This is a genomic window from Paratissierella segnis, from assembly GCF_014385195.1.
Classification (GTDB): domain Bacteria; phylum Bacillota; class Clostridia; order Tissierellales; family Tissierellaceae; genus Paratissierella; species Paratissierella segnis.
Genome location: NZ_JACRTG010000007.1, coordinates 45,381 through 68,491 on the forward strand (window position 1 = coordinate 45,381; position 23,111 = coordinate 68,491).

22 protein-coding genes are annotated in these 23,111 nt (G+C 33.4%); 14 read left to right on the forward strand and 8 right to left on the reverse strand.

From position 1 onward, the window contains the following. The first annotated feature begins 11 nt into the window (after positions 1 to 11). From H8707_RS02345 to H8707_RS02370, 6 genes are all read left to right on the forward strand, one after another. Entirely contained in the window at positions 12 to 152 is a 141-nt protein-coding gene (locus H8707_RS02345; RefSeq protein ID WP_262428545.1) for a FeoB-associated Cys-rich membrane protein, read from the forward strand. A 76-nt stretch (positions 153 to 228) separates the two neighbouring features. Beyond that, the gene (locus H8707_RS02350) at positions 229 to 600 is read left to right on the forward strand and encodes a metal-dependent transcriptional regulator (protein WP_262428546.1); all 372 of its coding nucleotides are present in this window, start codon (positions 229 to 231) and stop codon (positions 598 to 600) included. Between the two features lie 195 nt (positions 601 to 795). Beyond that, on the forward strand, positions 796 to 1,257 hold the full coding sequence (locus H8707_RS02355; protein WP_262428547.1) for an RNA polymerase sigma factor: 462 nt from the start codon (positions 796 to 798) through the stop codon (positions 1,255 to 1,257). Further along, the gene (locus H8707_RS02360; RefSeq protein ID WP_262428548.1) at positions 1,254 to 1,985 is read left to right on the forward strand and encodes a hypothetical protein; all 732 of its coding nucleotides are present in this window, start codon (positions 1,254 to 1,256) and stop codon (positions 1,983 to 1,985) included. Before H8707_RS02355 ends, H8707_RS02360 begins: the two co-directional genes overlap by 4 nt. Further along, complete coding sequence (locus H8707_RS02365; RefSeq protein ID WP_262428549.1) at positions 1,961 to 2,833, forward strand: ABC transporter ATP-binding protein; 873 nt, start codon at positions 1,961 to 1,963, stop codon at positions 2,831 to 2,833. The genes H8707_RS02360 and H8707_RS02365 overlap by 25 nt, the downstream gene beginning before the upstream one ends. After that, positions 2,826 to 4,034 carry an ABC transporter permease gene (locus H8707_RS02370; RefSeq protein ID WP_262428550.1) on the forward strand — a complete coding sequence of 403 codons (1,209 nt, stop codon included), beginning with the start codon at positions 2,826 to 2,828 and terminating at the stop codon, positions 4,032 to 4,034. Before H8707_RS02365 ends, H8707_RS02370 begins: the two co-directional genes overlap by 8 nt. 77 nt (positions 4,035 to 4,111) lie before the next feature. On the opposite strand, the gene H8707_RS02375 is transcribed toward H8707_RS02370, so the two are convergent. The 6 genes from H8707_RS02375 to H8707_RS02400 are packed head-to-tail and all read right to left on the reverse strand — an operon-like array spanning position 4,112 to position 9,440. Next, positions 4,112 to 5,302: a mannitol dehydrogenase family protein gene (locus H8707_RS02375; RefSeq protein ID WP_262428551.1), complete on the reverse strand. Its 1,191-nt coding sequence runs from the start codon at positions 5,300 to 5,302 to the stop codon at positions 4,112 to 4,114. A gap of 17 nt (positions 5,303 to 5,319) precedes the next feature. Next, positions 5,320 to 6,924, reverse strand: coding sequence for a PTS system mannose/fructose/sorbose family transporter subunit IID (locus tag H8707_RS02380; RefSeq protein WP_262428552.1), 1,605 nt, complete (start codon positions 6,922 to 6,924; stop codon positions 5,320 to 5,322). Between the two features lie 54 nt (positions 6,925 to 6,978). Further along, on the reverse strand, positions 6,979 to 7,782 hold the full coding sequence (locus H8707_RS02385) for a sorbitol-6-phosphate dehydrogenase subunit (protein WP_262428553.1): 804 nt from the start codon (positions 7,780 to 7,782) through the stop codon (positions 6,979 to 6,981). 34 nt (positions 7,783 to 7,816) lie between these two features. Continuing rightward, the gene (gene deoC / locus H8707_RS02390) at positions 7,817 to 8,494 is read right to left on the reverse strand and encodes a deoxyribose-phosphate aldolase (protein ID WP_262428554.1); all 678 of its coding nucleotides are present in this window, start codon (positions 8,492 to 8,494) and stop codon (positions 7,817 to 7,819) included. 34 nt (positions 8,495 to 8,528) lie between these two features. Continuing rightward, entirely contained in the window at positions 8,529 to 9,029 is a 501-nt protein-coding gene (locus H8707_RS02395; protein ID WP_262428555.1) for a PTS sugar transporter subunit IIB, read from the reverse strand. A gap of 21 nt (positions 9,030 to 9,050) precedes the next feature. Next, a complete protein-coding gene (locus H8707_RS02400) occupies positions 9,051 to 9,440 on the reverse strand; it encodes a PTS sugar transporter subunit IIA (RefSeq protein ID WP_262428556.1) in 390 nt (129 codons plus the stop codon). A gap of 441 nt (positions 9,441 to 9,881) precedes the next feature. Between H8707_RS02400 and H8707_RS02405 the strand changes: the two genes are divergently transcribed. The 8 genes from H8707_RS02405 (at position 9,882) to H8707_RS02440 (ending at position 21,925) form a co-directional block, all read left to right on the forward strand. Beyond that, the gene (locus tag H8707_RS02405) at positions 9,882 to 12,263 is read left to right on the forward strand and encodes a PRD domain-containing protein (protein WP_262428557.1); all 2,382 of its coding nucleotides are present in this window, start codon (positions 9,882 to 9,884) and stop codon (positions 12,261 to 12,263) included. A gap of 83 nt (positions 12,264 to 12,346) precedes the next feature. Beyond that, a complete protein-coding gene (locus H8707_RS02410) occupies positions 12,347 to 12,730 on the forward strand; it encodes a LapA family protein (protein WP_262428558.1) in 384 nt (127 codons plus the stop codon). 89 nt (positions 12,731 to 12,819) lie between these two features. Beyond that, the gene (gene ligD, locus H8707_RS02415; protein ID WP_262428559.1) at positions 12,820 to 15,258 is read left to right on the forward strand and encodes a DNA ligase D; all 2,439 of its coding nucleotides are present in this window, start codon (positions 12,820 to 12,822) and stop codon (positions 15,256 to 15,258) included. A 152-nt stretch (positions 15,259 to 15,410) separates the two neighbouring features. Beyond that, a complete protein-coding gene (locus H8707_RS02420) occupies positions 15,411 to 16,151 on the forward strand; it encodes an N-acetylmuramoyl-L-alanine amidase (RefSeq protein ID WP_262428560.1) in 741 nt (246 codons plus the stop codon). 108 nt (positions 16,152 to 16,259) lie between these two features. Next, a complete protein-coding gene (accC, locus tag H8707_RS02425) occupies positions 16,260 to 17,657 on the forward strand; it encodes an acetyl-CoA carboxylase biotin carboxylase subunit (RefSeq protein WP_262428561.1) in 1,398 nt (465 codons plus the stop codon). Positions 17,658 to 17,905: 248 nt separating this feature from the next. Continuing rightward, positions 17,906 to 18,361 (forward strand): MarR family winged helix-turn-helix transcriptional regulator, encoded by a 456-nt coding sequence (locus H8707_RS02430; protein WP_262428562.1) that lies wholly within the window; start codon positions 17,906 to 17,908, stop codon positions 18,359 to 18,361. A gap of 13 nt (positions 18,362 to 18,374) precedes the next feature. Then, on the forward strand, positions 18,375 to 20,099 hold the full coding sequence (locus tag H8707_RS02435; protein ID WP_262428563.1) for an ABC transporter ATP-binding protein: 1,725 nt from the start codon (positions 18,375 to 18,377) through the stop codon (positions 20,097 to 20,099). Then, the gene (locus H8707_RS02440; RefSeq protein WP_262428564.1) at positions 20,096 to 21,925 is read left to right on the forward strand and encodes an ABC transporter ATP-binding protein; all 1,830 of its coding nucleotides are present in this window, start codon (positions 20,096 to 20,098) and stop codon (positions 21,923 to 21,925) included. Before H8707_RS02435 ends, H8707_RS02440 begins: the two co-directional genes overlap by 4 nt. A 57-nt stretch (positions 21,926 to 21,982) precedes the next feature. Here H8707_RS02440 and H8707_RS02445 read toward each other — a convergent pair whose 3' ends face one another. Both H8707_RS02445 and H8707_RS15200 read right to left on the reverse strand, forming a co-directional pair. Beyond that, entirely contained in the window at positions 21,983 to 22,678 is a 696-nt protein-coding gene (locus tag H8707_RS02445) for a cell wall hydrolase (RefSeq protein WP_262428565.1), read from the reverse strand. Between the two features lie 259 nt (positions 22,679 to 22,937). Then, complete coding sequence (locus tag H8707_RS15200; protein ID WP_394354626.1) at positions 22,938 to 23,051, reverse strand: rubredoxin-like domain-containing protein; 114 nt, start codon at positions 23,049 to 23,051, stop codon at positions 22,938 to 22,940. Positions 23,052 to 23,111 lie beyond the last annotated feature (60 nt).

Consider the following 23,111-nt stretch of genomic DNA (forward strand, 5'->3'; position numbering starts at 1 on the left):
GAGGTATGCATATGACAGATGTTATCATTATTGTGATTATAGCGATTTGTGTGATATTTAGTATAGCTTATAGCAGAAAAAGAAAAAAATCAGGGCAATCAAGCTGCGGATGCGGCTGTGATGATTGCAATACTACCCATTCCGATAAATAGATTGTAGATTTAAACTGGTAGTTTCCTTTAAAATTTGATATGATTTAGGTATCTTAGTAGTTTGGAGGTACAGAACATGAATGAATCAAGAGAAATGTATTTGGAAACTATTTTGATTTTAAAGAAACGTAACGAGCATGTTAGATCAATAGACGTAGCAAGAGAGTTAAATTTTAGCAAGGCAAGTGTGAGTCGGGCAGTTGGAATACTAAAGGATGATGATTTTATAACAGTTGATGCCAATGGGTATATTGAATTGACCGAGAAAGGCACAAGAAAATCTAAAGACATTTACAACAAACATAAAGTTTTAACATCATTTTTTATAAACGTAATTAAGGTATCACCTGAAATAGCTGAAGAGGATGCATGTAAAATTGAACATGTTATTAGCGATGATACCTTTAAGGGTATAGAAAAGTATTTAGCAGATAATAAAAATAATTAAATTTACGCCAATCGTAGGATTACGGTTGGCGTAAATTTTTAAGAAAGTATTTGCAAACTGCATGATTTTGTCCGGTTTAGAAATCGTTATTGATACAGGGATGGCATATTATATATTTGTAATATGTTTTTTCTTTAAGAAAAATTGCACATTTTTTCATTGCCATACGTTATACATTATGAGAGGAGGTTTCTTATGTCTGTAAGCTTACAGGACCAATACGATAAGATATACCGATATTGTTATTTTAAAGTAAACAACAAAGAGATAGCAGAAGATTTGACACAAGAAACTTTCTTAAAATATTTCAGTCAGACATCATATATAAACAGAGGGAAGCCTCTTGCTTATCTCTATACCATAGCAAAAAATCTATGCGTTGATTATTACAGAAATAATAATAAAGAAAAAAAGTTGGATACAGAAATATTAGTGAATGATACCATTTCTAAGGTTGAAACAAATCTTACCGTAAGACAAGCGGTATCCACATTGCCAAAAGATTTACAAGAACTACTATTGCTTAGGTATGCAAATGAACTTAAGGTAAATGAAATAGCAAGTATTATGGGAATTTCAAGGTTTTCAGTTAGCCGAAAATTAAACAAGGCATATGGTGAGTTAAAAACTATTTTGAAGGAGGAGGATTTTTCATGAGGCATAAATTGAAAAGGGAAGTAAAATTGACCTTTGAAGCTCCAACACCTGCGAGAAAAGAGAGCTTTCTATGCCAATTCGACTATCCTAGAGCAAGTCAATTTGATTTTATAAAAGCACAGTTAGGATATATTAGGAAACGTGTTTGGATTTTATCATTACTATTATTCATAGTTACACTTTTTGAGTTGCATTTTTACGGAGTATCTACTTCCTTTGTTCGTATTATGTCATCTGTTTTGCCTTTTATTTCATTGATAAGTATAAGTGAAATCACTAGAAGCGTAACCCACAATATGGAAGAACTGGAAATGAGTTGTAAGCATAACTTTTTAGAAATTTTCTTTATTCGTGCAGGAATATTAGGAACGGCTAATCTCATTTTTTTGCTAAGTATTTTATTTTTACTTGTGGGGAAAACCGACTTTGGATTTTTCAGATTGGGACTATTTCTGACAACGCCGTATTTATTAAATTGCTATATTTCACTTATTGTACTAAACTGCTTAAAAAGCAGAGATGTTACTTATATATGTGGCATAGTTACAGCTTTTGTTAGTATATCAAATGTATTGATTACAATACAGATAAATGACATTTATACAGAAAAATATTGGACGTTATGGATTACGTCATTTATAGTTTTAGCCATATTGAGTGTTATAGAACTGGTAAAGCTAATTAAAAAAATGGAGGAATTTAAGTGGAACTCATCATTGACCGTTTAACAAAACAATATAAAAATAAGATTGCAGTTGATCGAATTTCATTGACACTAAAGGAAGGTGTTTATGGATTATTAGGGGAAAATGGTTCTGGAAAAACAACATTGATGCGAATGATTTGCGGAGTTTTAAAGCCTACAAGCGGAGACGTGAAATTCGATGGAATTGATGTAAGCGAAGAAGAATATAGAGATTCATTAGGTTATTTACCGCAGGATTTTGGATATTATCCGGAATTTACAGCTTGCGATTTTTTGCTTTACATGGGAAGTTTGAAGGGACTTACCAAGATAAGGGCAAAAGAAAAAGCAAGTGAATTATTAGAACTTGTCGGACTTTCGGATGTATCGAAAAAGAAAATAAGAACATATTCAGGTGGTATGAAACAGCGCTTAGGTATTGCGCAAGCAATGCTAAACAATCCGAAAATTTTGATTTTAGATGAGCCAACTTCAGGTCTTGATCCAAAGGAGCGCATACACTTTCGTAATTTGATTTCCAGATTAGGCAAAGATAGAATTGTACTTCTGTCCACACATATAGTTTCAGATGTTGAATATATTGCTTCAACAATCCTTATGATGAAGGATGGGCAGATTATTCTTCAAGGCAGCCTTGAAGAAATCATTGGGGCAATCGAGGGAAAGGTGTTTGAATGTTCAGTAGATAAAAAAACTGCTGCTAATCTTATAGCTAATTATCCAATAATTAATATAAGAGAAGAATCGGACAGAACTTTTTTACGCCTAGTAGCTGATAAACCTCCTTGTGAAACTGCAGTTGTTGTACCGGCTATATTAGAAGATTTGTATTTGTATTATTTTAATGAGGGGGCAACTGGGAATGAATAGTTATTGTGAATTAATTAGATTTGAATACAGAAAGATTTTAAGAAAACGCAGCAATATCATAACACTTTTTATTGCTATCTTTATCACTCTATTTAGCTGTGTTGGTCCCTTAATGGGAAATCAATATATAAAAGGAGAAATATATGAAACAAATTATGAAGGAATGAAAAAGGACAGGGAATATATAAGAAGCTTGTCAGGCAGAGAAGTAGATAAGAGCTTGCTCTTGGAAACAATAGAAGCTTATTCTCATATTCCACATACTGATGGCAAATATACAGATACAAAAGAATACCAGCAATATGCTCGTACATATAGTGAAGTTTATTATTTAATCAGAAAAGCATACAATTTAAATGACTGGAAAGAAATATCAACTATTGTAGAAGATAATGTTAACAATTTCTATCATGTACGTCAAGATATGGTTGAAAAAAACATAGAGGATACAACAATGAGTGCCACAGAAAAAGCAAATTCTGTAAATCTAAGCAGAAAAGTAAAAACACCATTTATCTATTCATATACAGGTGGATATACGAGATTTTTCTCACAAATGTATACAACCGCTATTTTAATCTGTTTTATCTGTTCCGTTTATATTGCTCCATTGTTTGCAGGGGAATATACTGATAAAATGGATAGCCTTATCTTGTCATCTAAATATGGTAAAAATAAACTTATATCTGCAAAATTATTTACAGGAGTGTCTTTTTCTATTTTGCTGAGCATTATTCTATCCGCTGTATCCTTCGTTACAGTGATGATATTTTTCGGATGGGAAGGCGGCAATTCACCAATTCAACTTTATTTACCGCTATCAATACATCCCTTAACTATGGGACAGGTTGCACTAATGAATTTCGTTTTAATTATGTTTGGGAATATATTATCTGCTGTATTGACGATGCTATTATCTGCAAAGCTTAAATCTTCATTTATGGTAATTGTGATTATGACAGTAATTACTATTTCTCCTATGCTTGTGAATGTATCTGAAGATGTACTGTGGATATACCATTTATCCAATCTTATACCTGTAAATATGTTTTCTATTGGCAATATAATAGATGTATTTTCTATAGACTTATTTGGATTTATCCTAATGCCTTATGATATTATGCTTGTTTTTGCCATTATATCAAGTATAGTATTGCTGCCATTTGCGTACCGAAGCTTTAAAAATCATGATTGCGCGTAATTTAAAATAGATAAAAACGGATAGCCGATTAACTAACTATCCGTTTTTTATTCCTAAAATAAATTTGTTTGAGGTTTTTATTTTCTAAAAGCTATTTCTTTATAATGGGCTAAAATAAGTTGGTGAAGCATCTGTTCTTCTTTAATATTTGGGCTTAAATCGCATACATCCCAAATAGTTTGTTCTATGCCATTTGACTTTACTGAACTTTGAAGTTTAAGCGCAGACGGATCCTTTTCGTTTTCAAACAAAAACAAGTAAGCAGCTCCTCTGGCGAGGAAATATGGCAATTTATTGTACTTTAAGCAAAGTAGTGCCGGACCTATATATCTATCATCTCTGCTTAATTTTCTAAGTGGATCAGCCGAAACATGTTCCACATCATCTAAAACATTGCTTTTCATAAAGAAATTCCAATATTTATTTTTACCTTCTTTTATTTCTTCGGTATTAAAATTAAATTCTTTTCCAATTCCAAAGCTGGCTTCATTATAAGCTTGGTCAGCTATATTTTGGATATAAGGATCATTAGCGCATTCTACTGTATATTTATAGCCTTTGCTCCATCCTATTGAGGCAATCGTACAATGAAGCATATTACCGCACCAAACTTTTTCTGCCAATCTTCCCTCAACACGGTCTGTAAATTGTATAAACTCCATGTCCGGCTTTGGACCTACAAATTCATCTCCTACAGGAATGACAGTGCCCTCACTAGAAGAAACACAGAGGGGGTCTTCTTTAAGCATCTTAGGGGTGGGGTTTACTCCGCCTCTTAAGGTTAACGCTTCAACGATACCGATATTATCTTTATAATAATTTATTTCAGTTTCTGTATGAAGTTGTTTTTCTACCATTTCTTTTACTCTACGTGCTGTAAGTGCTTTATTTACAAAAAAGATGAAATTCAAAGGATTTTTTCTACTGATTTCTATACATCGTTTAATAGTTTCTACTATTTGGTTTGCTACTGATGGTAAAGCATTTGGATATAGGGCAACACAAACCATATCAACTATAGACAATTTCTCAATTATTGTTGTAAAATCTCTTTCAATTGAATAGGCTTCATAATCTTTAATTATTCTCTTTTTTGTTTCAGCTTTACCTGTTATAAATAAAGTATATTGTCCTCTTGAGTTAAGTTTGTCAACCAGATCAGTAGATATGTCTATGAATGTTATATGATATCCTGCAGCACTAAATAAATCTGCCAAATATCCTCTTCCTATTTTTCCCGAACCAATTATTGCTACAGTTTTTTTCATTGAAAACTTCCTCCTATTTATGCAATGATTCCTACAGCACCAAGTATCAATCCAAGTGCAAATACTAGTAAAGTAGCTTTAAAATAAGTGCCCTTGAATTTATTTATATAAGTGTATATACCTGTTACTGTTAACAATGGCAGTATTCCTTTGAGAATGGAATCTAAAGTTTCCTGCAAAGGCATTGGGATGGAAGCAACATTAAATGCAATAGGAGTGGAAACAGTTATATATGAAGCAGCCAATCCTCCCATTATAAACAATCCAAGAATGCTTGCACCTTGTATAATCTTATTGACTATTCCTAACTTAAGTAGATGAGCTACGGATTTAGACCCCATTTTATAACCCAAACGACATAATGCAAGACCAACAGGAATTGTTATAGCAGCAAAAACTATAGGTGGTGCAAAGCCGGCAATCCAACTGCCTTTTTTAGCCCAAGGAATAAATAAACTTAAAATAATCGGAAGTATTATACCATAAGTTAAAGTATCTCCAATTCCTGCCACAGGGCCCATCAATCCAGTTTTAACGCCGGTGATTGCATTATCAGAAATGTCTGCGCCCAATGATTTTTGTTCCTCCATTGCAATAGCTATACCTGGGATTACACTGCCAAATAGTGCTTCTGTATTAAAGAAGACCAGATGTCGTTTAAAAGCCGCAATTCTATCTTCCTTTTTGTCATAAAGCTTATTGATAATAGGGGATAAAGCCATTGTAAATGTTGCGGCTTGATACCTTTCAAAATTGTGATTAGATTCGCCAAAAGTCCACCATATGAAAAATGCTTTATTAATATCTTTCTTTGATAAAACGCTATAGACTTGTGATTCTTCACCGGTGTCAAAGGAAAGACTAGGTAATTTATCATCCTTATTTGTAAAGACAATATGAAGATATGCCATTATAAATCCGAAAATAGCTAAAGGCAATATAGGGATTGATAAATACTGAACAATAAAGAATCCTAATAAAAAGTATGGAAGCAAGTTTTTCTTGCCTATTGATGTTACCGCTATAGATATTCCAAGTGCAGGTAAGATTTTTCCAACCACTGCCAATCCATTTGTTAACCAATTAGGAATCATATTTATTATAGCGCTTCCTGCCGTTGGTCCAAGATATACTATAACCATCAATGGAATGGTTAAGATTATTCTTGGTAATGCCGGAAGTATTGCTCCTGCAAAAAATATGCCTTTTGAGTTACCTTCTTCTGCATATTTATCAGCTAATTGAATACAAGAACCGTTAATAATATAAGTTAAATTATTAAGTTGTTCTCCTAATAGTCCGGCAGGGACTGCCGCAGCAACAGCTAACTCAGGACTCATGCCTGATGAGATTGATAGTGAAGTAGCAACTAAAGCGGCGATGCTTGGGTCTGCCGGTCTTGCACCTCCTGGAGCGATGATTCCAAGGTACATTAGCTGCAACTCTGCACCGATTAACATTGCTTGAGGTACATCGCCTAAGATAATACCTACAACCAACGACATAGGTAAAGGTGAAAAGTAGAACGCTCCACTAAAAGTAGTTCCTAAGCTAAGAGCATGAAAAATATAAAAGCCTAGCCCAATAAGTAAAACCTGTGTCAAAGTAATTCCTTGTGCCATTTTTTCTCCTCCTTATATTATAAAATTTAAACTATAATGAATGATATGATAATTTTATCCTTTGGATTTTCCCCCAGTTATATTGATTGTAGTTCCGGTAATATAACTTGCGTGATCGGATATTAGATAGCTTATTAAGTCTGCAATTTCATTTAATTTTCCTTCACGACCTAGAGGAATTTTTTTTCTGTAATCCCCATATATATTATCGGAAGCTTGTCCTCTGATATATGCTTGAGTTTTGAGCATTTTTTCATCACTTAAATTTGTTCTTTCGTTGACGCCTGGCTCAACTCCTATTACCCTTATATTATAAGGTCCCAATTCTTTTGCCCAAGACAAGCCAAATGCATGTACAGCTGCCTTTGTTCCTGCATACAGACTCTGTCCTATAGATCCCTCAATGCCTGCCTCAGAAGCAATATTTATTATAACACCGCTTTTTTGCTGAATCATAACATGTGCAACAGCTTGTGAGCATAAAAAGGTGCCTTTTTGATTTATACGAACCATAAAATCGAAATCATCTTCATTTGCTTCATACTCCGGATTTCCTCCATGATAATCAACAAGCATCCCCAGTCTGCCTACACCGGCATTGTTAACTAATGCATCTATACGGCCGTATTTGTCTACAACTATTTTTACCATTTCTTCAATTTCAGATTTATTGGATATATCACATTTTATATAGTCAATAGATTTGTTGCCATCATGTTGATTATTCTTTACAATATCTGCAACAATGGCTTTAGCACCATTTCCAACTAAATTTTCTACTATTTTTTCACCAATTCCATTGCTTCCGCCTGTTACAATTACAACTTTTTTAGATAGATCTAGCCATTTCTCATTCATGAAATCACTCCTCTTATATATTTAAATTGATTTTTTAGATGTAAATTGCTTGTAATTCTTTTATTATCTTAATTGCATGAGAAGTTCCTATTCTATTTGCACCTGCTTCAACCATTGCATAAAGTGTTTTTAAATCATGAATCCCTGCAGCTGCTTTTATTTTTATGTCTGAAGAAGCATACTTTCGCATCAATTTTACATCTTCTACAGTTGCACCACCGCTGCCAAATCCCGTAGTAGTTTTTATAAAATCAGGTTTGACCTTAGATGCAATCTTACATAAAAAAATGATTTCATCCTTGCTTAGATAACAATTTTCAAAGATGACTTTGGAAGATACATTTCTCTTACGGCATTCAGTAACGATTGCATCCATTTCTTTGCTGATATAGTCTTCATTTTGTCTTTTAACTTCAGCGATATTTACAACGTATTCAACCTCGTCAGCGCCTAATTTAATCGCATCTTTTGCTTCAAAAACCTTTGCTTCAATAGTTGTCTGACCAAATGGGAACGATATCCCTGCGGAAACATTAACTCCGGAACCTTTTAAGATGTTTTTACAATAGGCAACAGATGATTCACCTACAGCAACTGTCTTGAATCGGTACCTCATAGCATCTTCACACAATTTGTCTAAATCCTCATAACCACCACCTATTTTGGGGACATATTCAATCATTTGTGCTATTTTTAAGATTTCTTCTTTCAATTAAACTCCTCCTTTTTTAAAAATCAAATTTTAATTAATTTAACCCAAAATCATATTTTTTTAATATTTTGTCTAAAGAAGCCTTTGAGTCATCCGGGACTTGTTGAAACTCAATCTTCACACCTTTATCGTTCATGTCCTTTAACAATTTTGCATCTTCCGCATTTAACGTAATTGGACCATGAACGTTTATTCTATCAGGACCCGAACCAAGTCCTCCGATTTGTAAGTGTTCCATGGGAAATCCCTTTTCATAGCAGTAGTGAGCATCTTTTACATTTTTAAACAGTACAAGGACCTTGCTATTGTCTGAATTGTTGTTGTTGAAATAATCAATAACCTTATCCTTGGTAAATACTTTTATGTCCACATTGGATGGAGCTGCCATACCATAAATATCTGCCAAGAATGGATCGTTTGCTATATCATCGTTGACAGCTGCTATAATTTGTGCGCCTGTAGCTTTTAACCATTTGACCATAACTTGTCCATGAATCATTCTGAAATCAACTCGTATCAATTCAATTTTGCTCATAATAATCCTCCATTTCATTTTTTAAGATATTATTTTTCCACTTTCCTTCAAAGAATTGCATGCAAGATTAGCTAATGCTTCTACATCCATGTTATTTAAATTAATGCCTACTTCTAACAACATATTTAGGTTTATGCCGGTTACTATGGTGATATCATACTTTTTCCTAAGCATAGCCGCAGTATTGAAGGGAGTTCCTCCAAATAAATCAATTAAACATAGATATTTTTCTTTATCCTTCAGTTTGTTTTCTATACTAGCCGCATATTCTTCAAGCGACATATCTGGCATCAGTGAGAATGCATTTACATTGGGTAATTTACCCCCTATCATCTCTGCAGAGTTTACCAATTCTTCACCAAATTTTCCATGGGTTAATACCAACACTTTTATCTCTTTGATTTTGTTCACCACCATTTCTTCTTGAAACTTATATATTATTCAATAAATCTCATTATAAAGGGTAGCGATAGCCCAGTCAATTTATGGGTTATTTTATCAATTTTTGACAAGCGTGTTCGTTTTCCTCAAATTTTTGTCATATAAAACTATTATTTTTAAGATGTGTGACTATATATAAGATGTGTGTGCATTATATTGAGAAATCGGTTTCATATTATGTGAAAATGTTTTCGGATCTTAGAACCGTGTAAATGTTTTCAAAAAAAGAAACACTGAAATTTTATATCATAATCTTGCCTAGAAGACAATTCTAATGATACCGACAATCAAGTCTATACTTATTTATAATTTTATTTTTTTATGGTAGAATGAGTTAACTTAAAAGGCATTTATATCCGATATGGATTTTATAGGACAATTAGACATTTCTAAAACTAAGGGGTGAAATTTATGAAGTCAAAATCCTTAAGCAACGAAGCTGCGGGGATAATCCGCCAGAGAACCCTACAAGCAGCTACTAAAGATTATTTCCATAACATGGAGACAGATGCTAGTTCGCTGAGTATTGTTATGAATTGTGATAGGAGCAATCTATCCAGAATACTTAACAAATTACACAGAGAGGGGATACTTATAAAGATTCAGGGAAGACCTACTTTATATTTAGATAAGAAAACTTTAAGCGAATTTTATCAAAACCAAAATATTCCGGATACTTTTGAAAATATAGACCATTTAATTGGCGTAATGAAATTCAAGGGTAAGTCTTCAGTTCCAAAGTCTTTAAATATATTTAAGGGAGTCATTGGCAATGGCAGCAATGAGAGTTTAAATTCTCAAATTGATCACATAATTGAGCTTGGAAACTACCCAAACAATGTCCATGGATATCTTATATACGGAGAACACGGTACCGGTAAACATTATATGTCTCAACTGATTATTCAACTGGAAAAAGAGATAGGGAGACTTGACACAAATGTTATTTACAATATTGATTTAAAAGAAAATTCAAATTTATATAAATTGGGGGATGAACTGAAAACATATTCACAAAATCAAAATGGAGGCATTATTTTTTATAATATAGATGAAGAATGTAAGATTGATGTTATGTTAGATTTCTTGAATAATATAAGAATAATTCAGCCTAAAAGCAAATTATTTTATATTTTATTATGTAATTCCAAGGAAACCTCCGAGTACATTTATAAAAATATGTCATGCTTTGTTGAATACGTCAAAATGCCAAAGTTAAATGAGCGAAGTATCAAAGAGAGAATTTTATTCACACTAAAATTTTTCCAAAAACAGAGTGATATAATTAACAAACCTATAAGAATAGATAAAAATTGTATTTATTCTTTTATTGCTGCACAATATATGGACAATCTATATTCTTTGGATGTGGAAATATACCATACATGTAAAAATGCTTATGCAAATAATGAGGATAATCAAAATATAATAAGCATCAGTCCTTTCAATATACCTATGCGTATTTATAACAGCATTTCAGATTCTGATGATATTATGTCCATTGTAGATAATATACATTTTAACGTATCTCTTTCTAACATAGTTTTTTATCCTAAGAAAAGCAATTCAACTTATTTGAAATTATTTTCATTGCCCATATCAAATAAAGGATTCATATTAGATTCTATTAAAGGAGATTTAAAAAATAATTTTGAAATTCAAACATTAGGGGAAAGATGTGAACTGGATTTATCAAGAGCAAGATTAAAATATTCAAAGAATCCACCGTCTGAAACCATATATATTTTATCGAAACTAGTTTATCCGATTATCCATGAGGAATTTAATCCTTCACCTAATCCTATTGATTTTTATGGATTATATGAGCATCTGTATAAAGTTATAAGGAGTCTTATTACCAATAATTACAAGAATATACTTAGCAATGTAAGTTTTGAAGCAGTAAATGACAGTTTCTTATTAAATGTCAGCAATAAAATAATTGGTCTTATTGAGGAAAAATTTTCTATTATATTGCCTATGGAAGAAAGGGAATATGTAAAATCATATATACATTTAGTAAATAGCAATACATTGACTTCAAAAATCAATATCATAGTCCTTAGCAGCTGGGAAGAAACTGCTAATATATATGAAGGGTTTACAAATAGTGTCCCTTATAATAATAAGCCGAAATATTTGATAATTAATCCAAAATTAATCGGAATGGACAGAGAAAATCAATTTGTAGATATATGTGATAAAATCTTATCAGTTTATCAAGGAAGCGGGTTACTTATTATAAGCGAAGAACCCTTGGATTCGGATTTATATAAGTTTATATGCGAAAAGATTAAGAATAATATTCTCTTCGTCACCAGGCTTTCTCGTAGTATTTTAAGTAAGGCAATGATGATCTTTGATAATAACTCAAACACTTTGGATACATTCCAGCAATATTTAATAAATGACAATAACTTTATTGTAGAAAATTATTTTTCCATTAAAATCAAAGATATCATTAGAGATTCTTTACCATTCTTTGATATAGACAAGGTTTATTGCTTATTGTCCAATGTATTGAGCAACATAATATCGGAACTTAATATCAATTATAAAGACAATTTAGCAGTTAGATTTATTACACATTCAGCTTTCGTTTTGGAACGTATAATCAAAGGTCAATGCCTCCCCTATAAAAATGTAGAAAAATTCATTTTAGTTAACCAACAATTATTTGATTTAGTCAGAAATAGCATGATTATTATAGAGGATAATTTTAAAGTTAAAATCCCGGATGCTGAGATAGCATATATTGTTGAAATATTCTTAGAATTTTCTAAAATGAATTAGAGAGGAGAAATATCTCTAGAAAAATATGGTATATTATACTAGAATAGAGGTATATATCAAATAAAAAGGGTGGGTGTATATAAATGACAGGTAGGTTTGTAATTTCATTGATCTTTGCAGTAATTGTGGCTATATTTGCATTGCAAAATGCTGCCAGCGTAACTATAAAATTCTTTTTCGCAGAATTTACTATTTCTCAAGCGCTAATCATATTAATTTCTGCAGTTTTTGGCGCTATTATCGTATTGATTCTAGGAACGATAAAACAGTTTAAAACAAATATGAAGGTGAAAAATTTGTCAAAATCAACAGAAAAACTTGAAGAAGAAAATAGAGAATTAAAAGAACGCATAGAACAAAAGAGCAATGATTTTAATAATATAGAAGCAAATAATATGGACATGAATAATGTAGAAACAAATGATGTGGAAATAAATAATAAAAATGAAGATAATAGTGAAAATTAATATCGGACAAGCTTTTATTCGCCGTTTAATTTTCAAATCTTGAATTATTACAGTTCGGTTGGAAACAATAATTTTGGGGTGTTTTCATTATGGCTGCAAAACTAGATACGTATAACCAAAAAAGGAATTTTGAAAAGACCTTTGAACCGGAAGGGAAAATAGAGAATCCCAAAGGTGGGTTAAGATTTGTCATTCAACATCATATGGCGCGCAGAGATCACTACGATTTGCGTCTGGAATGGAAAGGGGTCCTTTTGAGTTGGGCAGTACCTAAAGGACCATCCTATGATACCCATGATAAAAGACTGGCAATACGAGCGGAAGATCACCCATTGGATTACAGGAACTTTGAGGGGACTATTCCCAAGGGAGAATATGGCGGCGGTGTGGTTATGCTTTGGGATGAAGGATTCTGGGAACCTTATGGAAGTGTAGATGAGGGTTTACTCAAAGGTGAGTTGAAGTTTCTACTTAAAGGAAGGCGACTTAAGGGAAAGTGGGCATTGATCCGTTGGAAAGCTAAATCCAGCGAAACAAAGGATAATTGGCTGCTGTTGAAAGAAAAAGATGAGTATGTTAAAGATAGAGCTGGAATATCAGATTTTACCACCAGTATTAGATCCGGGCGTACCATGGAGGAAATACAAAATAGAGAAGATGAAAAATTCACGAAAAATCCCTTTCTTCGAGCAGATGTACAGCTCGCCAAATTAGTAAGTAGGATTCCTGAAGATGAGGATTGGCTATATGAATTAAAATACGACGGTTATAGAATCCTGGCATTTGTAGAAGGAAACAATGTTCGGCTAATAACCAGAAATGGAAATGATTATATAAAATATTTTTATGACATTGGCTCTTCGCTTATTGATTTATCTAACGGAAGGGCAATGGTCTTAGACGGCGAAATAGCAGTCACTGATACATCGGGGAAAACTGACTTTCAAGCCCTTCAGAATTACATCAAAAATCCTAGAACGCAAAATCTCAACTATATTTTATTTGATCTTCTTGCTTTAAACGGAGTAGACCTTCGTGGATATCCTTTGAAGGATAGAAAAAAAATGCTTGAAGGTTTGATGGAGGATGCTCCTGAAAACCTTCATTACAGCCGTCATGTTGCAGGGAATGGAAAAGAATGCTTTGATGTAGCCTGTGAGACGGGAATGGAAGGTGTTATAGGTAAAAGAGCTGATTCCATCTATAGCGGAACTAGAAACGGTGATTGGATAAAACTTAAATGCTATAAGAGACAGGAATTTGTCATCTGCGGCTATTCACTGACAGGCAAAAGAATAAGCGGTGTAAGCTCGATTCTCCTCGGTGTATATGAGGGAGATGAATTGGTTTATGTCGGACGTGCGGGCACCGGAATAAGCGAGATGGATATGAAGATATTAGAGGGAAAATTTGAAAACTTAAAGCGAAGGGATCCTCCATTTAAAGTAGTACCAAGTTCAAGGACAAATGAAAAAATAACATGGCTTGAACCCGAACTGGTAGCTGAAATCAAATTTGCCGAATGGACAAAAGATAATCTATTGAGGCAAGCAAGCTACAAAGGAATCCGCACAGATAAAGATTCCAAGGATATAAAAAGAGAAAAAGCAGAAGACAATACACAACTGAAATTATCCAACAGAGAGGTGAATTCAATAGAAGGAAATATAAACAATGACATCATCATTGAAGGGATAAAGATTACCAATCCGGACAAGGTAATCTTTGACGAATCTAAAATCACAAAAAAAGATGTGGTTCAGTATTATGAGAAGGTCTCGGAACGTATGTTGCCATATTTGAGGCATAGGATACTTAGCATTGTGCGTTGCCCCAAAGGCATATCCAAGACCTGCTTTTATAAAAAGCACCCGGGTACGAACAAAGGTATTATAACGATACCCGTTACTATGGGAAATGGAGAAATGGAAGACTACTTCTATATAGAAGATACAAAAGGGCTTATATCTGAAGCTCAAATGGGTACACTGGAATTTCATACTTGGGGGAGCCGCGTCGATGAACTTGAAAAACCTGATATAATGGTGTTCGATTTGGATCCGGATGAAGGGTTGGATTTAAACAGGATTAGACAAGGTGTATGGGATATGAAAAACATCCTTGCCAAACTATCACTAAAATCTTATCTCAAGACCAGCGGAGGAAAGGGGTACCATGTGGTTGTTCCCTTAAAGCCTACTGTAAATTGGGATGAATTTCATGACTTTGCAAGGCTTGTTGCTGAAGTTATGGAAAAAAAGTGGCCTGATCGTTATACAAGTAATATAAGAAAGGTTATGCGAAGAGACAAAATATTTATCGACTGGATCAGAAATGGCAGAGGTGCTACAAGTATTGCTCCTTATTCCATAAGAGCAAGAACAGGAGCGGGTGTATCCATGCCAATTTCTTGGGATGAGCTTGATACTGTAGCTCCGGATGGTATAGGCATGGAAGATGCCATCCTTAGAATTACCAAAACTGATCCTTGGAAGGACTTTTTTACGCATGATCAGATGCTTAAATAAAAGTTGATTAAAATAAAATTCCTCAAACAATTAGTTTGGGGAATTTTTCATTTCTTATTTATAGGTATAAAGAATATATTAATTATAATAACAATTTAATGGGAGTATAAACTATTTTCCAGTATTCCACAAATAAGAGGTGATTATATTAGATGAATAGATCTACTGTATTTGTAATTGTCAAAAGAAATATGAGATATTATATATTATTTTTTGTAATCGTATTAGCTTTGTCCTTAAATAGCAATACGATTCAAAATGTAGTAAATATCATTAAGATAAGTCCTCTAAACAATAAAGTTATAGTAATAGACCCGGGACATGGAGGGATTGACGGAGGAACTAATATTGGAGAAATCCTTGAAAAAGATATAAACCTTACCATCGGGTTAAAGCTTAAAGAACTTCTAATGAAAAAAGGTGCGACTGTCATCATGAGCCGTGAAATTGATGAATCCCTTGATGATCGTATCATAGGCAATGGAAGCCGTCATCGTGAAGATTTGGAGGCAAGGGTGCAAATAGTAAATGAAAGTAGTGCAGATTTACTAATCAGCATACATGTAAATCATATTAAGAATAAAAACAAAATAGGTCCTATAATATTCTATCAAACTGATAATGAAAAGGGAAAATATCTTGCAGAACACATGCAAGAATATTTAAATGATATCTCAACATATAAAAAGATGGATATAGAAGTTAAACATGGTGCAACCTCGGGCAATTATTATATATTGGGAAATACATTACCACCGGGAATAATAGTTGAACTAGGGTTTATTTCCAATGAGATTGATAGGGAGCTTTTGCTGCAAGATGAACATCAAAATGAGATTGTAGAACAAATTACAAAGGGAATTATTTATTATTTTAATAAGGTTAGTGAGTAAAATGATAAGTCAATAAATTTCTTGAATTATATTAAAAACTATACTATTATATAACATAACCATCGCGACAAGTATGGAAGTTAAAAAACAGGAGGATGATTTAATGACATGTTTAAGAGAGTATTAGTAGCTAATAGAGGGGAAATAGCTGTAAGAATAATAAGAGCTTTAAGAGAAATGGGGATAGAGTCTGTTGCTATATATTCAGATGCAGATAAAGATGCACTGCATACCATCTTAGCTGATTATGCCTATAGCCTTGATGGAAATAGAGTGCAGGAGACATACACAAATATGGATAAAATAATTAATATTGCCAAAATATCAGGTTCCGAAGCTATACATCCTGGCTATGGATTCTTGTCTGAAACAACTAAGTTTGCTGAGGCAGTAGAGGGAGCCGGTATAACTTTTATAGGGCCAAGAAGTAATATAATACGGCTTATGGGTGATAAAATTGAAGCTAGAAAACTTATGGCTGACTTGGGAACCCCTCTTATAGAAGGCAGCGAAACATCCATCAAGAGTTACGAAGAAGCAGCTAAGATAGCAGAAAGTATAGGATACCCAGTTCTTGTAAAAGCAGCTGCCGGCGGTGGAGGAATTGGAATGAAACTAGTATCTCATCAGGATAAATTAAAGGAGGCCTTGGTAGCAGTCAGAAACACATCCATTTCCCTATTTGCCAACGATTCCATATTCTTAGAGAAATATCTGTCTAAACCTAGGCATATAGAAATTCAAATATTAGGTGATAAATATGGAAATTATATTCATTTGGGAGAAAGGGAATGTTCTATACAAAGAAGACATATGAAAATTGTAGAAGAGACACCGTCTTTAGCTATATCTTACGAAATTAGAGAAAAGATGTGTGAGACCGCGGTTAGAATTGCTAATTCAGTAGGGTATGATTCTGCTGGAACTGTGGAATTTATATATGAAGATGGAGAGTTTTATTTTCTTGAGATGAATACAAGGATACAAGTAGAACATACTATAACCGAAATGGTGACTTCACTAGATATAGTTAAAGAACAGATTGCCATTGCAGCTGGTGAGCCATTGAAGATAAAACAGGAAGATATAAAATTTAATGGGCATGCAATAGAATGTCGTATATATGCTGAGGATCCAACCAAATATTTTATTCCATCACCAGGGAAGATTACCAATTATATAGCACCGGGTGGACCTGGTGTTAGGCTGGATTCAGGAATAAAATCTGACTATACTGTGAGCACCTATTATGATTCTATGCTATCAAAGTTAATTACCTTTGGTATGGATAGAGATGAAGCAATATCAAGAATGTGCAGAGCCTTGACAGAGACGTGTATAGAAGGTATTGACACAAATATACCCTTATTGATTGAAATTATGAAAGATGGGGATTTTAAAGATGGTAATATCAGTACTAAGTTCTTAGAAGAACATAGTTCGCTTATTAATAAGGGTAGTAATAAGAAAAAAACTATTTTTGTAAGTATTGATGACCCACAATAAAATTATTAACTTCATTAGTATAAGTTATAAAGAGTAAAGTTTTCAAATAAAAATACATTTGAAGGCTTTATTAATTATAATTTATTAGTTTTGAACCTCTAAGGGTAGGGTATGTTCTTAGAGGTTCAGATTTTTTGGCATCTTGAATTTCTGATAAAAAGGTATTGACAAATTGACAAAAATAGTTTAGCATTAAACTATTCGATTTAAATAGTTTAGTGATAAAGTAATTGAAAGGTGGTAGTAAGATGTATGAGTCAGATGTTGCGATTCAGCTAAAAGAAACTCATCATAAAATATCTCAGGTGTTACAGCATAAGATAGATGAGTATGGAATATCCTTTGGACTTTTATTTCTTACAATGAGAATTTACAACAATCCAAATGCCAATCAAAAGGAATTGGCACAGCAAATGAAATTTACCGAGGGTGCAATGAGCAACGCGGTAAAAAGGCTAATTAAGTTAAAAATGCTCAAACAAGTTCCATTGGAAACTGATATGAGATACAATCGATTGGTCATAACGGATCTGGGTATTTCTATGATAGATGACTATAAAGAATACGTGGTAAAAAAATACAAGGATATGTTCGAAGGACTTGATGAAGAGGAGCTTAAAAAATTGCAAATGTCATTGATTAAGATAAATAAAAATCTAGACAGGATGAATACTAATATTGACTCAATGGGTAAGACGGAATAGGAGGGATATATAATTGAAAAAAGTAATACATTTGATGGAGAAGTATAAGATATATGCCATACTAAGTCCAATATTGATGATATTGGAAGTTGTGACAGACATTGTAATCCCCTATCTTATGTCACGTATAGTTGATATAGGTATAGCAAATAGGGATATCGATTATATAGTAAAAGTCGGGTTGTTGATGGTTTTATCAGCAGTTTTCGGAATGGTATTTGGTGTTTTAAGTGCTTATTGTGGAGCTAGGGCAGGATATGGATTTGCAGCAGAGCTAAGAAATGAAACGTTTAAACGAGTTCAAAATTTCTCATTTGCAAATTTGGATAATTTTACAGTATCATCACTTATAACCAGGCTTACCAACGATTGCAATACAATAGGTCAAGTTACAATGATGAGCCTTCGTATGGCAATTAGGGCACCATTTTTGTTATTGTTCGCATTAATTATGGCTTTTAAGATAAATTCCTCTTTAGCAAAAGTATTTTTAATAGCTATACCGACTACAGTAATTATAATGTTCATAGGATTAAAAAAAGCAAGGCCTTTGTTTCTGAAGCTTCAAACGAGAATTGACAGAGTAAATGCCATAATTCAAGAGAATCTTACAGGTATTAGAGTTGTTAAATCATTTAACAGGCAAAAACACGAAGAAGGAAGATTTGAAGAAAGAAATGATGCATTAAGAGATCTTGCATTAGAGGCTATTTCTATTGCATTGTTGGTTTCGCCTATATTAAATCTTATCATATATTCTACGATTATATCTATATTGTGGTTCGGCGGTCAACAGGTAGTCATAGGTAGTCTAGGCGGAGGGGAGCTAATTTCTTTTATTTCATATATTATGCAAGTTATGATGGCTATTATGCTGCTTTCGATGTTTTTTATGCAATTTTTACGTGGATCAGCATCTATGCAGAGAATACTGGAAATTCTAAATACCGAATCGGAGATAAAGGAAAAATCAAATCCAATCAAGGAATTAAAAGATGGGTCAATAAGTTTTGATAATGTAAGTTTTATTTATCTGAAAAGCAATGAAAAGACCTTAAAAAATATAAACTTTAAGGTTAATTCCGGAGAAATTCTTGGGATAATTGGCTCTACTGGATCTTCAAAATCTACTTTAGTGCAATTGATTCCTAGGCTTTATGATGCAACAGACGGGTCTGTGACTGTAGGAGGAGCAGACGTAAGAGATTATGATATTAAAAGTTTAAGGGATCAGGTAGCATTTGTATTACAAAAAAACACTTTGTTTTCAGGAACTATTCGTGAAAATATGAAATGGGGCAATGAGAATGCTACTGATGAAGAGATAATAGCTGCTTTGAAGCATGCGCAAGCATGGGAATTTGTTTCGCAATACGAAGATGGACTGGAACATAGAGTCGAACAAGGTGGAGATAATTTCTCAGGCGGACAGAAACAAAGGCTTACTATTGCGAGAGCTTTGCTTAAATCTCCTAAGGTCATAATTTTAGATGATTCTACCAGTGCAGTTGATATGGCAACTGATGCTCAGATTCAGAGGGCTTTTAAAGAGAATCTTGGAGATGTAACAACCATTATAATAGCACAAAGAATCGCATCCATTCAGCATGCTAACAGGGTTATTGTATTACATGAAGGTGAGATAGAGGCAATTGGTAATCATGAAGAATTGATGAAATCATCTCCTGTTTATAGGGAAATCTATGAGTCACAGCAGAAAGGGGTGATTGGAGAATGAGCAATAAATCAAATCAAAGACAGTTACGGGCGAAAAACCCTAAGAAAACCTTAGTAAGATTATTCAGTTATTTCAAATACAATAAGATGATGTTTTTCAGTGGAATATTTTTTATAATGTTTAGCTCAGTAGCACAAATAGGAGTAAATGCTATGCTTAGCCCAATCATTGACACTTTGGTAGGTGATCATAATCGAGGATTGTTTATAAAATACCTTATCTATATGGGAATTCTTGTGATTGCTGTCACTATAAGTGAATATATAGGTAATTTGTTGATGGCAAGACTTGCACAGAAAACAGTTCATAAGATTCGTCAGGATATGTTTTCTCATATGGAGAAACTACCAATCTCATTTTTTGATACTCATTCCCATGGAGAATTGATGTCAACATTTACAAATGATGTGGATATATTAAATCAAGCTTTAGAGCAAAGCGTATCCCAAATTACGTTATCTGTAGTAACGATAGTCGGTTCATTTGTAATGATGTTACTTTTAAGCCCTATTCTTACTATTATTGTTGTTGGGATGCTTATGATAATGCTTTTGTTTGTCAAATACGTAGGGCAAAGATCTGCAAGAAATTTCCGTAACCAACAAGCAGCATTAGCTGATATGAATGGTTATATAGAAGAAATGATGTCAGGGCAGAAGGTAGTCAAGGTATTTAATTATGAAGACCGTGCTATAGATGAATTTAGTACAAAAAATGAATTTTTAAGGAAATCAAGCACTGAGGCTTCAACCTTTGGGGTTATGTTAATGCCAATTATGGGAAATTTATCACATATATTATATGCTCTTATATCAATATTTGGATCATTTTTGGTAATGAAAGATAGATTGAGCGTAGGTAATATTGCTTCATATTTACAATATACAAGATCATTTTCCAGACCTATAAATCAAGTTTCTAATCAGTTAAATACATTGTTTGCCGCTCTGGCAGGTGCGGAAAGAATATTTAACATATTAGATGAAGAAGTCGAAATTGACGAAGGTGATATTAGATTAGTTGAAGATAAAAATGATAAAAAATCCTATTGGAAGGTTCCTATGAAAAATGGAGAATTTGAAATGGTACCTCTAAAAGGATATATTGCTTTCAAAGATGTGGATTTTGGTTATGTAGAAGGTAAGCAAATTCTCAACGATATAAATCTTTATGCAAAACCAAGTCAAAAAATTGCCTTTGTTGGGTCTACCGGAGCAGGGAAGACTACCATAACAAATCTAATCAATAGATTTTATGAGATAAATGAAGGTAATATACTTTATGATGGCATAGACATTAAACGAATAAACAAATTTGATTTAAGAAGTACCATGAGTATAGTTCTTCAAGATGTTCATTTATTTGAAGGAACAATAGCGGATAATATTAGATATGGAAGGCTAGATGCCACAGATGAGGAAGTTAAGGAAGCGGCAAAGCTAGCTAATGCCCATTACTTTATAAAACATCTCCCTGATGGATATGATACATGGATTACAGCTGATGGGCAAAATCTTTCACAAGGGGAGCGTCAGTTATTGTCAATTGCAAGAGCAGCAGTAGCAAATCCGACCATATTGATTTTAGATGAAGCTACGTCATCTGTAGATACCAGAACGGAAAAGCTTATATCAGAAGGCATGGATAAGCTTATGGAAGGAAGAACTACCTTTGTAATCGCCCATAGGCTTTCTACAGTTCGCGATTCCAATGCAATTATGGTATTGGAACATGGTGAAATAATAGAACGTGGAGATCATGACGATTTAATGAAACAAAAAGGTAGATACTATGCATTAAATACAGGAGCAATTGAATTAGACTAGATGTAGTTTTAGATTAAAAAGGTGTAGACTTATATGTCTACACCTAGTAATTTCAAATTACGCATAAAAGGCATGTCCACCTATTTTGCTTAAATAGGTTTTATTCTTTACAATCCAAGATCCTGATGCTTTAGCGGGATTAAAGAAGTAAGTTGCATTTCCAACAGGGTTAGCTCCGTTTAGTGCATCCTTAGCAGCTTGTATGCTTTCTTGCGATGGATTGTTGTAAATACTGCCATTAGCTACCGGACTAAATTGAGGAATACTGCCATAGTATTCAAAAATCACACCATAGACTGTATTAGGAAATTCTTTGGATTTAACTCTATTTAAAATTACATTTCCTACGGCTACTTTACCGTTATATGGTTCAGAACCTGCTTCTGCTTCTATAATTCTAGCTAACCAATACAGGTCATCTTGGCTATAGGTATTAGCAGAGGAGGTTGAGCCTTTAGATGGTTGAGAGCTATTAAATAAAGCTGATTGGGTCTGACTTCCTGCTATACCGTCAATTCGAAGTTTATTATCTATCTGAAACTTGATAACGGCATTTTCTGTATTTATACCATATATACCATCTATGGCACCTTGGTAATAGTCTCTTTTTTGTAGTTCCTGCTGAAGCTTTTCAACCTCACTTCCTTTGCTTAAATATTCTAACATTGCATAACCTTCATTAGCAAATACACTTGTTGTACTTCCCAACAATAGTAATACTATTATGATTGATAAAAATGTTTTGATTTTCATAAGCCAACACACTCCTTTATACTATCAGATAATGGGCATCCGAGATCCGGGATCTCATTAGCTGCCCCGTCATCCCGACCTTAATGGAGGGATTTACCTCATTTTCTCAAAGTTTTACCTTAAACCGTGAGCTGCAAATTTTGGCTATGCAATATTGACATTATACTTTAACATTTTTCCTATGTAAACCCAAAACAGGTAAATACCAAATATTACATAAAAAACCGCGGTACTAAAAACCGCGGTATCTATAAATATATTAATAAGTTTCTACAAAAAGTTCAAAATGTGCTTGTGGATGATCACATGCAGGGCATTTTTCGGGTGCATTCGGACCTTCAAAAATATATCCGCAATTACCGCATTTCCACAATACCTTCTTTTCTTTTTTAAATACTTTATCATTTGAAACATTGTCGGCTAATTTGTTAAA

Coding starts and splice junctions, on each gene's coding strand:
- H8707_RS02420 (WP_262428560.1), top strand. CDS start 15,411: ATGAATAGATCTACTGTATTTGTAATTGTCAAAAGAAATATGAGATAT.
- H8707_RS02445 (WP_262428565.1), bottom strand. CDS start 22,678: ATGAAAATCAAAACATTTTTATCAATCATAATAGTATTACTATTGTTG.
- H8707_RS02385 (WP_262428553.1), bottom strand. CDS start 7,782: ATGAATGAGAAATGGCTAGATCTATCTAAAAAAGTTGTAATTGTAACA.
- H8707_RS02430 (WP_262428562.1), top strand. CDS start 17,906: ATGTATGAGTCAGATGTTGCGATTCAGCTAAAAGAAACTCATCATAAA.
- H8707_RS02395 (WP_262428555.1), bottom strand. CDS start 9,029: ATGAGCAAAATTGAATTGATACGAGTTGATTTCAGAATGATTCATGGA.
- H8707_RS02380 (WP_262428552.1), bottom strand. CDS start 6,924: ATGGCACAAGGAATTACTTTGACACAGGTTTTACTTATTGGGCTAGGC.
- H8707_RS02355 (WP_262428547.1), top strand. CDS start 796: ATGTCTGTAAGCTTACAGGACCAATACGATAAGATATACCGATATTGT.
- H8707_RS02370 (WP_262428550.1), top strand. CDS start 2,826: ATGAATAGTTATTGTGAATTAATTAGATTTGAATACAGAAAGATTTTA.
- H8707_RS02440 (WP_262428564.1), top strand. CDS start 20,096: ATGAGCAATAAATCAAATCAAAGACAGTTACGGGCGAAAAACCCTAAG.
- H8707_RS02375 (WP_262428551.1), bottom strand. CDS start 5,302: ATGAAAAAAACTGTAGCAATAATTGGTTCGGGAAAAATAGGAAGAGGA.
- H8707_RS02360 (WP_262428548.1), top strand. CDS start 1,254: ATGAGGCATAAATTGAAAAGGGAAGTAAAATTGACCTTTGAAGCTCCA.
- accC (WP_262428561.1), top strand. CDS start 16,260: ATGTTTAAGAGAGTATTAGTAGCTAATAGAGGGGAAATAGCTGTAAGA.
- H8707_RS02405 (WP_262428557.1), top strand. CDS start 9,882: ATGAAGTCAAAATCCTTAAGCAACGAAGCTGCGGGGATAATCCGCCAG.
- H8707_RS02350 (WP_262428546.1), top strand. CDS start 229: ATGAATGAATCAAGAGAAATGTATTTGGAAACTATTTTGATTTTAAAG.
- H8707_RS02345 (WP_262428545.1), top strand. CDS start 12: ATGACAGATGTTATCATTATTGTGATTATAGCGATTTGTGTGATATTT.
- ligD (WP_262428559.1), top strand. CDS start 12,820: ATGGCTGCAAAACTAGATACGTATAACCAAAAAAGGAATTTTGAAAAG.
- H8707_RS02410 (WP_262428558.1), top strand. CDS start 12,347: ATGACAGGTAGGTTTGTAATTTCATTGATCTTTGCAGTAATTGTGGCT.